The following is a 14867-nucleotide window of genomic DNA, read 5'->3' as shown; positions in this document are numbered from 1 at the left end:
ATCCCAATTGCAGACCATTATTGTCTCACTCATCTTTTATTTCCCGACAACTCTAATTTATCCGCGATTTGCCAAAGGCAACGCTACGCGAACGACAAGGTAAGACTTTCAATGAACATCAGACGCGATCGCAATCATATTTGCAAATTGCCCATAATGGCTCTTGAATCGGGCTATCACATCCGCTCTGCTCGCGCTGAAGAATTACCACTGCTGTCTTACATCGAATGGTCAGCCGCTAGGCTGTTTCTTGATACGCCCTATGCCTTTTTGGTGGATGCCGATCCACTACCACTAGACTTTGTGCAGCAACAATTCCAAGCAGGACAGGTCTGGGTTGCTGTGGATAGGCATGAGGCAGTCGTTGGGTATGCGATCGCTCGTGAAGTGGATGGCACACTCTACCTCCAACAAATAGACGTTGCTCCCCAACATGGACGAAGAGGGGTTGGATCTGCATTGGTGGGTACAGTTTGTACTTGGGCAAAACAGCAGGGCTATCGCATCGTATCATTATCAACCTTTCGAGATATTCCCTGGAATGCTCCTTTCTATTCAAAACTAGGGTTTCACCCTGTTGATGAAGCTTCCCTGACGACTGGGTTTCAGCAGATTAGACGCGAAGAGTTGAAAGCCGGATTGCCAATATCTGAGAGAATCATCATGCATTGTGTGCTTCTGAATTCAAAGAACAGCTTGAACATTAGGCTTGCTGATGTGGAGATTGTCACCAGAAGATTTCTGCTACGTGATTTCGTTAAGTTAGATCGATCGCCATTCGTAGACTATCAAGCCGATCCGCGCAACCTGAGATTTTATGAACCAGATGAGGCTAGTCCCGAACATGCAGCCCGTTTGTTTGAGACATTTCAAAGATGGGCTGCCGATCGCCCCCGACTCAATTACCAACTTGCGATCGTGCAGCGACAGAAACCTGACGCGCTGATCGGCTGCTGCGGACTGCGGGGAATGGAGTGTGAGGCGGGCGAGATGGAACTGGGCATTGAATTAGCACCAACCTACTGGGGTCGCTATGCCTATGCGATCGAGGTTGGGCGTGCCCTGCTCGACTTTGGGTTCAGGGAACTAGGGCTGGAGGTAATATCTGGTTCTACTGTGAGCGCCAATGCGCGAAGCAATCGGTTGGCAGAATGGTTCGGGGCGGAGGTGGTGGCCATTCGTCTAGGCTCATCGTGGATGTCCGCTCGTGGTTGGAATGAGGTACATTGGCGGATCGCAAGAGACATGTGGGAGCGTCGCACGGCTAGATAACATAGTTCCTAAGCCGAATGATTGAGAAATATAGGTAGTGGTGCAAAGGTTATCTGCCACCACTGAACTACAACTGATACAACCGTAAATTGAAGGAGATAGTTGGATGAAAACACTACTTACTGGCAGTTGTATAGCCACCTAATTCCACTGTTGCTGGCTGTTGTTGCTCCTTAACAGCACTTAATTCCTCAATAAGTGAGGATAAATTACAGCTGGCTATGGACACTCAACTTCGACAGCAAAAGAAAATATTGGTACAAATGTATTGTAGGCTATAGTAAGTTAAACTATGCACCTTCTATGGTTTCGTCGGGATTTACGTTTAACTGATAACGAAATTGCCACACTAGCAACTGATAATGGTGTAGCAGTTTTGCCATTCTTCATTATTGACCCTTGGTTTTATACTTGGGCTGATGTGGGAACTGCTAGAGTCCGGTTCTTGTTTGAGTGTTTGGAAAATCTCAACTCAAATCTCCGAAAGTTAGGTAGTCGACTGTACTTATTTGAAGGCAACTCTATAGAAATTTTGCAAGAGTTGACTAAGCAGTTAACCGAGCGAGGATATAAACCCAAGCTTTTCTTTAACCGTGATGTGCAAGTAGAGTATGGCATCAACCGGGATAAAACTATAGTCGATTTTTACAAACAGTTAAATCTTGATTATCACATTGGGCTGAACAACTTTCTGCAATCCGTAGAGCAACGTGATCCGTGGTTTAACGAGTACTATACCTATCAACGACAACCTCAATATCCAATCCCTCAAACTATTAACACACCCCAACTGACTCTCAATTTACCACAACTAACGTTTGAAGAACTTAAACAGAAGTATCACAGTTTTTGGGCAGTCGAGAAAGTTTACTTTCCAGGGGGTGAAACACAAGCAAAATCAAAACTGGACTCATTTCTCAAAAAAAGATATTACGGATACCATTGGAAACTTTCTCGCCCAATGCTCTCACAGCTTGGGGCAACATCTCATCTATCACCACACCTAACTTTTGGGACTATTTCAACTCGCACTGTTTACCAAAGTACTAAAGCTAGAGCAGAAGAATTAAAAACTCAACCCAAGGCAGAATTCTCGCTCAAAGCATTTCGAGACCGTTTACGCTGGCACGATAGTTTTACACAGCGCCTTTATTTTTACCCAGAAATAGCTTACAAAAACCGTTATCAAGAATTTGACGAATGGTATACGCCCCTAAAGTTACCACGAGAAAAACAAGAACTATTTCAGGCATGGCTTGAAGGGTTAACAGGCTTTCCCCTGGTAGATGCCAGCATGCGACAACTAAAAACTATGGGTTGGATGAATTTCCGCATGAGGGCGATGTGTGCCACATTTTTAACTATCAATTGCGGTATTTCCTGGCATCATGGCGCTAGACATTATATGAACTATTTAGTAGATGGAGATTTAGCCATTGATAATTGGCAATGGCAAATGCAAGCTGGTGTTACTAATCCTTTAAGTGATACTTTTCGCATATATAACCCAAATAAGAATATTCCAGAAAAAGACCCAGACCTCAAATTTATTTACTATTGGGTAAGCGAACTAAAAGGTTACAGTCTACCAGAAATTATTCAAGGTAAATATATTGGCACTAGTTCTTATCCACAAACTATTTTAGATTGGGCTAAAACCCGCAAAGTTAACGGTAAAATCATCTCTGACCTTCGGAAAAAAGTAAGAGAAAGATTAACTCTCCAAGGTGGAACAGAATATGAAAGCGCAGTTGCAGCTCAAGAAACAGTAAATAAATACTGGCAACATAAAGATAGGGAGTACAAAGAATTCAAGGAATTAGAGGCAGAACTAGAGTAGTTAAGATGAAGAATAGCGATCGCAGCTAGTTCTAGGGGAAAGTCAGTTAAGAGCGTAGTTTACCGCACAACTCCTGGAGATGCTTCGCGAACGGCATCGCCTCAACAAATGGGAACCCTGGTAATGGTTGCGTTTCCCCACCTCATGAAATTCTTAAACTTCCTCCTTCCCCAAACCAGCCCAGCCAACTATTTTATGCTACGGACAACAAAGCTGCGGCGTTGAGCCAGAGCAAATTCAATCAGTTATGGAATGGCTGGAGAGCTAGTTTAATGGCGTCGCCTACTGGGTATTACTGGCGGATGATGAACGAATACCCATCAATGCGGATTTATCAGTTAGAGGTTAATGAAGTATGACGTTACTTATCAAAATCAGTATCAAGCAATCAAACAGTCAACGGGAAATTTTTTAGCCTAGCTGAAAATTAATTCATAGAAAAACTTCATAATAAATCCCGCCAAAAATTTCCGTAAATTCTCTCTAAACCACTGTAGCTGAATTTAGTAACATAGTTGCCATACCTAATTTAAACTGTTAATTAAATGTTGAAAAATTCTTTGGTGCTTGCGCTGTCTAGTGCACCTTTAGCTGCCGCTTTAGTTAGTCCTGCTCTAGCTGCACCTGCTGACTTTATTGGGACTTGGGTGAATACTAATTCAAATACAAGTGGTGTTACTCGTTTGGTGATCACATCAGCAGGTGGCAACAAATTAAACATTGAAGCATTTGGGAAATGCCATCCTACTGATTGTAAATGGGGCAAAACCAGCCTCACAACCTATAGCAATAATGTACAAAACTCAAATACCCGCTATGGGACTGCTAGCTACAATCCAGGATTTGCTCAAACTCTTCTGACTTTGGATCTCAAAGGCAGAAATGCACTCTCTTTACAGAGCTTCACCGAATTTACAGATAATAGTGGACGGCAAAACTATTCTTCAATCGAGAGCTTTAAACGTTAAAGCTCTTAAGGGAAGTATATAAATAGCCTGAATTTCTTAATTGTGAGAAATTCGGGTTGGCAGCGTTCTTGAGGGACGACTTAACGGAAAAAGTCAGATTAGTGACGGCGTAATTACTCTGCACTGGTAGGGTGCGATCGCCGCCTAGTGGTTACTACTGGGGGATGATGGACGAATACCCATCAATGCGGATTTCTCAGTTAGAGATTAGGGATGGAGAGTGATAAGGTTTTCAGTTTTGGCCCAAGTGGGAGCGATGCCTCTTTGACATTAGTCGCAGCTACTAGCCATTTACTCCTTCACCTTATCAAATTAATATTCGGCTTTCAAACGTTAGCTTTATTCTTTAAGTAGATGAGATAAATTATTAAAAATGCATATACTGCAATTATCAAGCAATGAATAAACTAAGCTCCTAGTTCAAGACCTACTAGGAGTTTTTTCTTAATTTATTATCCATTCAACTGAGGTGTATATCACGAGAAGTAACAGCATTCATCCTCAAGGCTATTAATAATTAGTTCTGTTGGTAGATTGAATGTCAATGTTGGGATTGCTATTGTGTATTTGTCGATGAAAAACATCTATCAAATTAAAACAATGAATATTCTTGCTTGGATTGTTTTAGGTCTAATTGCTGGTGCTATTGCAAAGGCTATCTACCCCGGTCATCAAGGCGGCGGGATTCTCGGAACAATCTTATTAGGAATTATCGGTGCTTTTGTTGGTGGTAGTTTAGGTGTATTCTTCAGTACAGGAACCTTGACATTAGCCGCCCCCACATTCAGCATTCCTGGTATTGCAGTAGCGGTTCTTGGCGCAATTGTCGCTGTTTTCTTGTGGAACGCATTAACTAGCCGTAGTGCTGTGTAATCAATTAAATTGGAATTAATAGTAAAAATCAGGGAACTCAGTTCACTATATTTTTTCCCTGAATTTGAATTATTTGAATAGCGCCTGCCTGTATTTAGGTGGGCGCTATTGTTTTGTTAGAGTGCGATGCCGTTCAAGGGGTTGCGTAAGCACGTCTCGTAGAGAGGAAATTGGTAAAGGGGCGATGCCTGTGGCGGTAAACTACGCTCCCACGCCATTGCTGACTTTCCTCTAAGAAAATCGCTTACTCTTGCTTGGAACCATTCTTAGAGGAAACTTTGCACTCATGGAGCGTAGGCTTCATGAACCGCAGGAATCGCTTGTGACAAAGCAGTACACTGCTATACCGAAAATCAAAGAGTGCGATGGCGTACCCGCCCACCGGAGGCATCGCCCTATTGCCCTGGTGAGAAGAATTAAAGAACCAACTGTCCTGTCTGCAACCATTTCAAGATTCCACTCCTTGGATACTAGGCGATCGCAGCCAGAATAGAATAACGGCGGATATCTTCTAGTGGTGCAGCTATTAATCCTTCTAGCTTGGCTATTGCTGCTTGTAGATGGGGTGCCGCTAAATGAGTATCCAGAGCTGCCGCAGATTCCCACTCTTCTATAAAAGTAAAATCTGTTGGCTCTGATTGATTTTGTAAAAGTTCATATTTAATCACACCTGCTTCAAGTTTAGTTGATTCAATCAGTCCCAATAATATTGCTTTAAGTTCTTCTACTTTATCGGGTATTGCCACAAAACGAGCTACAACATGAATGGTTTGGTTAGTCATTGGTCAATGGTAATTAGTCATTAGTCATTAGTCCATAGCCAACAGTTCATAGTCAATAGTTACTGCGGATTGCCTTCGCATCAGTTAGTCATAAGACGCAGGGTTCTGAATACCCAGTAATGATTTTGAAAGCAAGGTAGCATCCAGTCCCCAAGGAGAAGCCTGCAAAGGGCTGAGACTGAAATTGCAGGCTTGGACAGTATTGGCTCTTCTTACAGCGAGTTAGTCTCCAAGGTTGGCGAGGCTGTTGGAGTGGCTGATGGTGAGCCTTACTGGAATGCGTATTTGGAGCAGTGGCTCCTTTGGGTTAACTTTGGGAGCAGGTGTACGTCTGTGGTGTGCGATTGGCTGGTGGTAGTTAACTGAAATCACACTTTCGACCAAGTTAATTTTGAGTTTAAACCAGAATCGGTAAGGTAATCACAAATTCTGTTCCAACGCCTGGGGTAGAATTCACATCTAAAGTTCCGCCATGTTTTTCTACAACAATAGACTGAGCGATCGCTAATCCTAATCCTGTTCCTTTACCAACACCTTTCGTAGTAAACAAGTGGTCAAATACTTTTTGTTTGACTGATTCACTCATGCCTTGACCATTATCAGCAATGCTCACTTCAACTTGTTTATTTTTTAATGATGTGGTAATTTTAATCCGGTTTGGATTGGCTTGAATCTCTTTAAAACTCTTACCTGTATTTGATTCATCCAAGGCATCAATAGCATTCGCTAAGATGTTCATAAATACTTGATTTAATTGACCAGGAAAACATTCAATTTGGGGTAAATTTTCGTACTCATTTATTACTTCAATAGCTGGACGTTTTTCGTTCACTTTCAGGCGATGTTTGAGAATTAAAATTGTACTATCAATGCCTTCATGAATGTTAAACGGTACTTTGTAATCTCTATCAGCACGGGAGAAAGTACGCAGACTGGTGCTAATATTCTTGAGCCTGTCACACGCTATCGTCATCGAATCAATCATCTTGATCAAATCTTCTAAGCTATATTCCAAATCGATTTCTTCGGCATGGGTAAAAATTTCATCTCCAGGAGTAGGAAACTTTTGTTCATATAGTTTCAAGTGTTCAATAACATCAATAAATGTTGGTTTAGCTTGTGTGAGACTGGCGGCAATAAAACCAAGAGGATTATTCATTTCATGAGCTACACCAGCAACTAAGTTCCCCAACGCAGACATCTTTTCACTTTGGACGATTTGTAATTGAGCTTGTTGCAAATCTTGTAAAGCTTGCCCAGCTTGCTGATAAAGCCGAGCATTTTCTAAGGCAATTGCTGCTTGGGAAGATAGTAGATTAATTACCTGTAAACGGTTACTAGTAAATACTCCTTGATTCAATTGATTTTCTAGGTAGAGAATTCCCACTAAATGACCTTGGTTAATAATGGGTGTGCATAATACACTCTGAGGTTGATGTAGGAGCATATATTCTCCAATTACACCAGGAATATTTGTTTGACAATTGTCTATGATGACGGTTTCTTGAGTATTCTTAACGTAATTTATTAGCTTTCTCGGAATATATTGGCAAGCATCTATTAGTTGGGAATCAAGAATGGTTTTGACATCAGTCTGAGAATTTGACTGTTGATCGATAAAGGTACTTGCCCGCACTTGCCAAGTATCTTTTTGAGGAAGAATTAATACAGATGTTTTCGCACCAGAATTTTCTAAGATAATGCGAGTGAGATTGCTGATAAGTGCGTCTAATTCGATACAACTGGAGATAGTTTGAGCTGCTTTGAGAATGCAGGTTAAATCTAGAGCATCAGAAATATTAGTGCTGCTGGTAGTATAACTAGATGTACGAGCAATACTGGCTACGGTTTCTAAGGGATTTAAGTTGAATTCTTGCTGTTGCAAAATGGGTTTGAGTAATTTGGGATAGCGTTTTTCCAAGTCATCAGTTTTGGCTTTTGCTCCCCAACGGGCATAGCTGTAATATGCTTGTTGCAGATATCCTTCTGCGGCTCTTTCTTTACCCCATTCTAGGTAAAATTTGGCAGCAAGTTCGTTAGCGATCGCGGCTTCTTGAACATAGTCATTGGCGATCGCTCCTTGGATCGCTATTTCATAATAATCTGCGGCTTGTAAGCGATCGCCAGTTACACGAGCTTGTTCAGCTAAAATTAAATTGTACTTGTGCTGATAATTGGCTGGCGCATGAGCCGCCCATTCTTGCATTTTTGACTGGTTTTCGGCTACTTTCTGGAGATAAAGCTGTTGCTGTGCTTCATTTACCTGAGAACAAAGAGCTAACAAACTCAAAGATTGATAGAAATTCCGCAAAGGAACAATTAATAAACCTGCTGCTCCCTGCTCATACTGCTCAAATTTTTGGGAAGATTCCCAAGCAGATTCGTATTCACTAAAAAGATAAGACAGGAGCGTTTTTGCTAGATAGACATAACAAATACCATTGATATTGTTTGTTTCAATTAAAGTTGGTAACATTTCAACTTCGTGAAAATGCTTACCAATTAAACAACAGGGATTAGCCGCTTCTCCTTGTAAATTTAGAACCGTCTGCCGCCAGATATTTCCCCAAACCAGAGATACCTCTTGTTTTATTTGCTGCATTAGATCGCAATATTTATCCGCTTCCAGCACAGCATTTTCTAGGTTTTCTCCACTCCAAAAGAGAAATTGACAATAGCAATTGGCACAATAGCCTACATATTCTAAATTTCCGGTTTCTAATCCACTCTGCAATCCCTCCAAAAATAGATTCAATGTGGATTTAATTGAATCTTTCCAATGTTTAATAAACAGGCTAAATGTTAAATAAACCCTACTTTTAAGTTCTTTAGTTTGGAATTTTTCTAAAAGTTGTACTGCCAGTTTACCAAACTGATACCCATCTTCAATTTCACCAATACTGCACAAAAATAATCCATAGAGACTATAAGCAACAGCTGCCTGTGGTGAGTTGCCGTACTTGATACAAATCTCGATCATTGTAAAAATTTTGAGCGGCAATAACATCGGTTTGGCTATATAAACTGGGGCAAACAAACCCGATAATATGCGGAGCGCAACTAATTTTTGGGGATCAGTTATTTCTGGCATATTTGCCAATGCTGCAATCGATTGATGAACAAACATTTGTTGTAATTGGTCATGTTCATCGAAAATAATTTGAGTATTACTGTCTTCAGGTAACGTCAAATCTAGTAATTGCAGTGCTTCTCTACCTGTGGCTATTGCTTCAATGAATTTATTTTGCGCCGTATAAGATTGGATTTGAATCTCATAGGTACGAACTTTTTCTAATGGAGATTTAGCGTTTTTGAGGATAATCTCTACTAATGATTTTGATGAATCAAAGTTTGTATTCAGATATTCTGCCTCAGCCGCAGATTCGTAAACAGCAAGGGCCAAATCGTAGCTGCTTTGCCAAGCATTTATCGGTAATAAAAGAATTGCCACTTTTAAATACTCAACTGCTGTCGCATAAGCAGTCGAGTTTTTGGCTTTACAACCAGCGATCAGATTTAACCGGGATAAATGTTCTCGTTCGTCAGCTTCTTCTAATAATTCCAGTCCGTAATTGAATTGGTTAACGATCGCAAAAATTCCTGACTCTTGCTGCTCTTTAGTTGTATTCTGCAACAATAATTGCCCAATTTGCAAGTGTGTTGACTGTTTTTGTGCTTCTGGAATGAGTGAATAGGCAGCTTGCTGGACGCGATCGTGTAAAAATTTATATACAACCATCTCAGACTGTTCTTGAGTAGCTGCTTGATTTTCTGAACCAACAAAAAACTTATAAACCTCACTTTGCGGCAAAATCAACCCTTCTTGCAAAGCCTTCCACAAACAATCTGCGGTTTCTACCTCCGATTGTTTAGAAACAATCGCTAATGTTTTTAAATCGAACTGATTACCAATACAAGCAGCTAGCTTCAATTGTTGTTGAGTTGATTCTGGTAGTCTTCGTAGTTGGAAAACCATAAAATCAACAACATTGTCTGCTAGAGTTTGCTGATTTATTTGAGAAATATCACATTGCCAACACCCCTCGGCAAAATTGAATTGAATTAGTTGGTCTTGATGTAATGATTTCAGAATTTGAGTCGCAAAAAATGGATTTCCTTGAGCTTTACGGTAAATCAACTGTGAAAGAGATAATGCCATATTGTCTGCACAATTTAATGTATCCGCTACAAGTTGATTTAATTGTAATTGGTTGAGTGGTTTTAGGTTAAGATTATTTATCTTTACACCTGTTTTGCGAATTTCATCCAACATTACCATCAATGGATGTGCTGGGAATACTTCATTGTCTCTATACGCACCAATCAACAATAAATATCCCTGATTAGCTTCATTCATTAATAATTGGATGAGTTTCAATGAAGCCGAATCTACCCACTGTAAGTCATCTAAGAATATAACTAAAGGATGTTCTTTAGTTGTAAATATTTGGAGAAATTTCTGAAATAATAAATTAAATCGGTTTTGTGCTGCGTTACCTGATAATTCTGATGCAGGTGGTTGTCTGCCAATAATTTTTTCTAATTCGGGAATGACTTCAATAATTACCTGTCCGTCTTCACCTAATGCTTGAATAATTTGATTTTGCCATTTTTGTATTTGGACATCACTTTCTGCTAGTAATTGCTCCATGAAGTTACGGAAAGCTTGGACAAATGCAGAAAAAGGAATATTCCGATTAAATTGGTCAAATTTGCCTTTGATAAAATAACCGTGTTGACGAACAATAGGTTTATGGACTTCGTTAACAACCGCAGTTTTACCAATCCCCGAAAACCCAGATACTAGAGTTATTTCTGTTGCACCCAGGCTGACATTTTGAAATGCTTCTAGCAGAGTTTCTACTTCTGCTTCTCGTCCATATAGTTTATCAGGGATAATAAATCTGTCGCATACATCTCTTTGGCCAATTGGGAAAGTTTCAATTTTACCTGTTGTCTTCAGTTGATAAAAACAATTTTCTAAATCATACTTCAATCCTAATACACTCTGATAGCGGTCTTCAGCATTTTTTGACATTAATTTGCTGACGATATCCGAAATTATCGGCGGAATTTGCAGGTTAATTAAATGTATTGATGAGGCTACCTTAGCAATATGGGAATGCACCAACTCCATTGGATTGTTTGATTGAAAAGGTAACTCACCTGTGAGTAATTCGTAGAAAGTTACACCAAGGGAATAAAAATCAGTCCGGTAGTCAATTCCCCGATTCATTCTCCCTGTTTGCTCTGGAGAAATATAAGCTAGTGTTCCTTCTAATACATTGGGGCTGATTAGCGTTTGCGTTTCCCTTGGTAATAGAGAAGCAATACTAAAGTCGATTAATTTGACTTGTTTGGTTTCTGGATTAATTAAAATATTGCTCAGTTTGATATCTTTATGAATGATGCGCTGACTATAGAGTATTTCTAAGGTATTACACAGTGCGATCGCTATTTGAAAAAACTCTTGTAAAAACCTAATATCTTGCGTTTGATCGCGAGCAAAATAATCTTTTAGAGAAATGCCACCAAAATCTTCCATCACCAACGCATAGGCATTTTGATACACCTCTAGGCTGTAGGTTTGGACAATTAAAAATGAGTTGAGATTTTTGGCAATGGTATACTGATTGCGAAACTGCACCAGTTCATTAAAGGAGGGATATGGATTTTTCAGCAGTTTGATCGCCACAGGTAATGAGTCACTTTCTCGATACCCTCGATAAACTATAGTTCTCGAACCATTGTAGATTTCTTCAATGATCTGGTATCCAGAAATCTTAACATGAGTGCTAAACATACTGTTAAATCCGAGTGATTTATAAATTGATTGTTCCAAAATTAATAAGCGCAGCAGTGAGGACAAGCTTTGAAAGCATCAAATGCAGAGATAGAATATCCTACACAAAAGCGTCAAGGTTCTCAGTAGTAAATTAGGAAGTTGCAAAGCGTAAGCTAGTGATTTGTCAACTTAAAAATGTACTTGTGAGGACTGGGCAAAGATTAAAGATCAAGGGATTAGAAACCTTTTACTTTTAATCTTTAAAAAGCCAAGTTGCCAAAAGCTAACTATTAGCACCTGCTGGGATTTTTAGTTAGGTTTCGTAGTCTGAGTAAAGGCAATTACCTACTCAAATAATAGAGACTATTATTGATTGACAGTAGCGGAAGTTTGTTATTCCGCCGACTGTGATTGATAGGGTTATATTGAAACCAGCCCTCAACTACGGTTTTCTGGAATTACCGCATAAGCATCAATTTCAAACAACATACCGTCAAGTGCAAGTCTAGGAACGGGAATAAGAGTGTTTGCTGGTGGTTTATTCCCCCATAAATTTATAATTTCGCGTCCTAACGGGATCAATTTATTTTGGTTGTGATCCACTATAAGAACAGTAGTTTTTGCGACATCTTGTGGTTGTGCCCCAACCGCTGCTAAGGCATAACGGAGGTTTTTAAAGGCCTGTATTAACTGCTTTTCAAATTCATTCGAGACAAGATTCCCTTGTAAATCGGAACCAAATTGACCAGAAATATAGACGGTTCTCGCCTTTGATGGTGTCACAGCTATATGGCTATAGCCATTTTGAGTTGGATTATATAATGTTGGTGGGTTCACCAATGTCAACTCTTTGTTGTCTTTAGCGTTTACTTCCTTTTGTGTTGTCACCATCAAGGCGGTAGTTATTCCACTACCTCCAAGCCACAAAAGTGCATTTCGTCGCGAGAACTTTGCTACTAATGAATTTACAGCACTGCTAATAGGTCTAGTCATTAAAGCTCCTTAAATGTGAGTTCTTTATTTTTGCTCATACTTAGTTCTATTATCTATTATATTGAGTAAAAAATCACTAATAAATAAAATTATTTAAGTGTGGTCACGCAATTGCAACACCTCAATTCGGGTTAGTTGGTTTAATGGGAATAGGTAAGGCTGAAATCAGGGTGACGCTAAGAGGATAGCCAAAAACGCTTAATTTATCCGGGCGTTGAATCTCAACTCGTCCACAACGAACAATAAGCAAAGCTTCTCTTGGCATCCGCTTTCGACGTGTCCTTCTCCTGCTTATACAGGTTTTGCAAGGATTGGATTTGCTCTTGTACCTGGGCTTCAGCTTTAGCCCCTGCTTCTGCTTGCAAACCAATTTTCAATTTCTGGGAAAGTCGCTCTAGTTCCTGTTTATGCTGTTCTTTGATTTGAGCGATCGCTTCCGTATATTCTGCGGGGTAAGTGCGCTCTCTGGGGAAGGGAACGCTGGGGGCATCTAGATCCCGGTTTTCTTTGGATCGACCGGGAGGGCTTCCATCAGGCGTTTGCCGCGGATGCCAGCCCAACTGAAGCCGCAGTCATGGCTGCGGTGCAGAGGCCGCTGAGCGTCGCCAGCTTCACCGACAAAGAAGGTGTGCCGGCCTGGAAGATGATTCCTTCTTGGTATCTGGTGTGCACGGACGACCACATGATCCCACCGCCAGCCCAGGAGTTGATGGCTAAACGCATGGGTGCCACGGTGCAGTCCGTGTCGGCGAGCCACGCTCCCTTTGTTTCCCACCCGCAAGAGGTCGCCGACATCATCGCACTTGCGGCGGCTTCTCTCGCATAGTAAGCCCCACAACTCAGCACAGGTGAATCAACATCAACCCATGAAAAATTCCTATAAAGCAGTAGAAGTGACGTCTCCGGGTGTTTTCAACCTCGTCGAGCGAAGGATTACCGATCCTGGAGCCGGCCAAGTCCGCATCCGGGTGGATTCTTGCGGTGTATGTCACAGCGACTCAGTTACCGTCGAAAACTCCTTGCCAGGAATTATCTATCCGCGCGTACCAGGTCACGAAATCGCTGGTCGGATCGAAGCCGTTGGAAAGGGCGTCGTGAATTGGGAGGTCGGCCAGCGCGTGGGTGTTGGTTGGTTCGGTGGCGAGTGCGGCCACTGTGAACCCTGCCGACGCGGTGACATCGTTAATTGTGCCAACCTGATTATATCTGGTATTACAACAGATGGTGGCTATGCGGAAGTCGTCATCGCTGAGGCGCGGGCGCTTGCCTCCATTCCGCAAGAACTTTCCTCTGTAGACGTTGCTCCGCTCTTATGCGCGGGTCTGACTACCTTCAACGCACTCCGCAACTCAAAGCTTCGCGCTGGAGATTTGGTCGCCATACAAGGCATCGGGGGTTTGGGTCATCTGGCTTTGCAATTCGCATCCAGGATGGGATTTCACACCTTGGCGATTCAGAGGGGAAAGGAAAAAGAAAAACTGGCTCGCCAGTTGGGGGCGCATGACTACATCGACAGCACAGAGCAGAATCCCGCAGAGGCCCTCCTGAAAATGGGTGGAGCGAATGCGATTCTCGCCACTGCGGCTAGTGGAAAATCGATGGGTCCTCTTGTCGGGGGTCTTGCCGCACGTGGCAAGCTCGTTGTAGTCGGTGCTTCCTCGGAACCTATCGAAATTAATGCTACACAACTCATCTTTGGGTCGATGACCATTCAAGGCGAAAACGTCGGCACACCCATCGAGGAGGAAGACACATTAAAATTCAGTGCTCTTCAGGGTATCCGTCCCACAATTGAGACCATGCCCCTTGAGAAGGCTCCTGAAGCCTACGCACGCATGATGTCCGGTAAAGCACGCTTTCGCATAGTGCTGACTATGCCCCAATAGCACAAAGGAGTTCAGTTACCGTTTCTAACCAAGTATCTTACTGCTGAGGTGATTGCGATCGCTCGCACAAGAAGGCGCAACATCTCGGCATTCCGATACTACGGTCTAGTGTGCAGTGTGAGTGGCGTGTTCAACCATTCTTATCGATAAATCCGAAGGAGTCGCAATGAATGAATTACTGAATCTGGCCGTAAAGGCGCACGGGGGTCTTGAGCGTTGGAACAAAGTGAAGTCAGTGAAAGTTGCCGCATCGATCACGGGAGCCATCTGGTTCGTGAAGAGCAAGGGTGACGCTCTCAAGAATGTCGTCATGACCGTCGAGACGAAGAAAGAGCAGATCATCATGCTCTTGCCTAATGTTTTCTCAACATCCAAGACGTTTTACGGTGGCATCGAGCGTTGGATACACCGACTAAGCTAATCGGCATTTAAATTGCAACATAGACACCATTGCCCTTGTTTTTTATC

The 14867-nt window shown here is 41.7% G+C and carries 12 protein-coding genes; 8 read left to right on the top strand and 4 right to left on the bottom strand.

Translation table 11 applies throughout. From position 1 onward, the window contains the following. The 5 genes from HWQ39_RS30900 to HWQ39_RS30880 form a co-directional block, all read left to right on the top strand. The coding region (locus HWQ39_RS30900) for a GNAT family N-acetyltransferase (protein WP_292853773.1) at positions 1-1272 on the top strand (1272 nt) is incomplete at its 5' end. A gap of 292 nt (positions 1273-1564) precedes the next feature. Further along, positions 1565-3112 carry an FAD-binding domain-containing protein gene (locus tag HWQ39_RS30895; protein WP_292853772.1) on the top strand — a complete coding sequence of 516 codons (1548 nt, stop codon included), beginning with the start codon at positions 1565-1567 and terminating at the stop codon, positions 3110-3112. Between the two features lie 545 nt (positions 3113-3657). Further along, positions 3658-4080 (top strand): hypothetical protein, encoded by a 423-nt coding sequence (locus HWQ39_RS30890; RefSeq protein ID WP_292853771.1) that lies wholly within the window; start codon positions 3658-3660, stop codon positions 4078-4080. Between the two features lie 600 nt (positions 4081-4680). Beyond that, positions 4681-4953, top strand: a complete 273-nt coding sequence (locus tag HWQ39_RS30885) for a GlsB/YeaQ/YmgE family stress response membrane protein (protein WP_292853775.1) — start codon at positions 4681-4683, stop codon at positions 4951-4953. A 322-nt stretch (positions 4954-5275) separates the two neighbouring features. Further along, a complete protein-coding gene (locus HWQ39_RS30880; protein ID WP_292853770.1) occupies positions 5276-5446 on the top strand; it encodes a hypothetical protein in 171 nt (56 codons plus the stop codon). Here the strand turns inward: HWQ39_RS30880 and HWQ39_RS30875 are convergent. The 4 genes from HWQ39_RS30875 to HWQ39_RS30860 all read right to left on the bottom strand — a co-directional run bounded on the left by HWQ39_RS30875 (position 5424) and on the right by HWQ39_RS30860 (position 13073). Continuing rightward, a complete protein-coding gene (locus HWQ39_RS30875) occupies positions 5424-5735 on the bottom strand; it encodes a putative quinol monooxygenase (protein ID WP_292853769.1) in 312 nt (103 codons plus the stop codon). The genes HWQ39_RS30880 and HWQ39_RS30875 overlap by 23 nt on opposite strands. A gap of 397 nt (positions 5736-6132) precedes the next feature. Next, positions 6133-11538, bottom strand: a complete 5406-nt coding sequence (locus tag HWQ39_RS30870; protein ID WP_292853768.1) for an AAA family ATPase — start codon at positions 11536-11538, stop codon at positions 6133-6135. A gap of 420 nt (positions 11539-11958) precedes the next feature. Further along, complete coding sequence (locus tag HWQ39_RS30865; protein WP_292853767.1) at positions 11959-12513, bottom strand: RidA family protein; 555 nt, start codon at positions 12511-12513, stop codon at positions 11959-11961. Positions 12514-12734: 221 nt separating this feature from the next. Continuing rightward, positions 12735-13073, bottom strand: coding sequence for a hypothetical protein (locus tag HWQ39_RS30860; RefSeq protein ID WP_292853766.1), 339 nt, complete (start codon positions 13071-13073; stop codon positions 12735-12737). Between HWQ39_RS30860 and HWQ39_RS30855 the strand changes: the two genes are divergently transcribed. From HWQ39_RS30855 to HWQ39_RS30845, 3 genes are all read left to right on the top strand, one after another. Then, complete coding sequence (locus HWQ39_RS30855; protein ID WP_366932313.1) at positions 12956-13339, top strand: alpha/beta hydrolase; 384 nt, start codon at positions 12956-12958, stop codon at positions 13337-13339. The two genes, HWQ39_RS30860 and HWQ39_RS30855, sit on opposite strands and share 118 nt — an antisense overlap. 40 nt (positions 13340-13379) lie before the next feature. Continuing rightward, positions 13380-14399 carry an alcohol dehydrogenase gene (locus HWQ39_RS30850; protein ID WP_292853765.1) on the top strand — a complete coding sequence of 340 codons (1020 nt, stop codon included), beginning with the start codon at positions 13380-13382 and terminating at the stop codon, positions 14397-14399. Positions 14400-14565: 166 nt separating this feature from the next. Next, on the top strand, positions 14566-14820 hold the full coding sequence (locus HWQ39_RS30845) for a hypothetical protein (RefSeq protein ID WP_292853764.1): 255 nt from the start codon (positions 14566-14568) through the stop codon (positions 14818-14820). The last annotated feature ends 47 nt before the right edge of the window (positions 14821-14867 follow it).

Source organism: Nostoc sp. NMS8 (assembly GCF_017115045.1).
Lineage (GTDB): Bacteria > Cyanobacteriota > Cyanobacteriia > Cyanobacteriales > Nostocaceae > Nostoc.
This window is presented reverse-complemented; position numbering and strand designations above follow the sequence as displayed.

Bases quoted from the DNA above. Each gene is read 5' to 3' on its own strand.
- HWQ39_RS30895 (WP_292853772.1), top strand. From the start codon at position 1,565: ATGCACCTTCTATGGTTTCGTCGGGATTTACGTTTAACTGATAACGAA.
- HWQ39_RS30890 (WP_292853771.1), top strand. From the start codon at position 3,658: ATGTTGAAAAATTCTTTGGTGCTTGCGCTGTCTAGTGCACCTTTAGCT.
- HWQ39_RS30885 (WP_292853775.1), top strand. From the start codon at position 4,681: ATGAATATTCTTGCTTGGATTGTTTTAGGTCTAATTGCTGGTGCTATT.
- HWQ39_RS30875 (WP_292853769.1), bottom strand. From the start codon at position 5,735: ATGACTAACCAAACCATTCATGTTGTAGCTCGTTTTGTGGCAATACCC.
- HWQ39_RS30870 (WP_292853768.1), bottom strand. From the start codon at position 11,538: ATGTTTAGCACTCATGTTAAGATTTCTGGATACCAGATCATTGAAGAA.
- HWQ39_RS30865 (WP_292853767.1), bottom strand. From the start codon at position 12,513: ATGACTAGACCTATTAGCAGTGCTGTAAATTCATTAGTAGCAAAGTTC.
- HWQ39_RS30850 (WP_292853765.1), top strand. From the start codon at position 13,380: ATGAAAAATTCCTATAAAGCAGTAGAAGTGACGTCTCCGGGTGTTTTC.
- HWQ39_RS30845 (WP_292853764.1), top strand. From the start codon at position 14,566: ATGAATGAATTACTGAATCTGGCCGTAAAGGCGCACGGGGGTCTTGAG.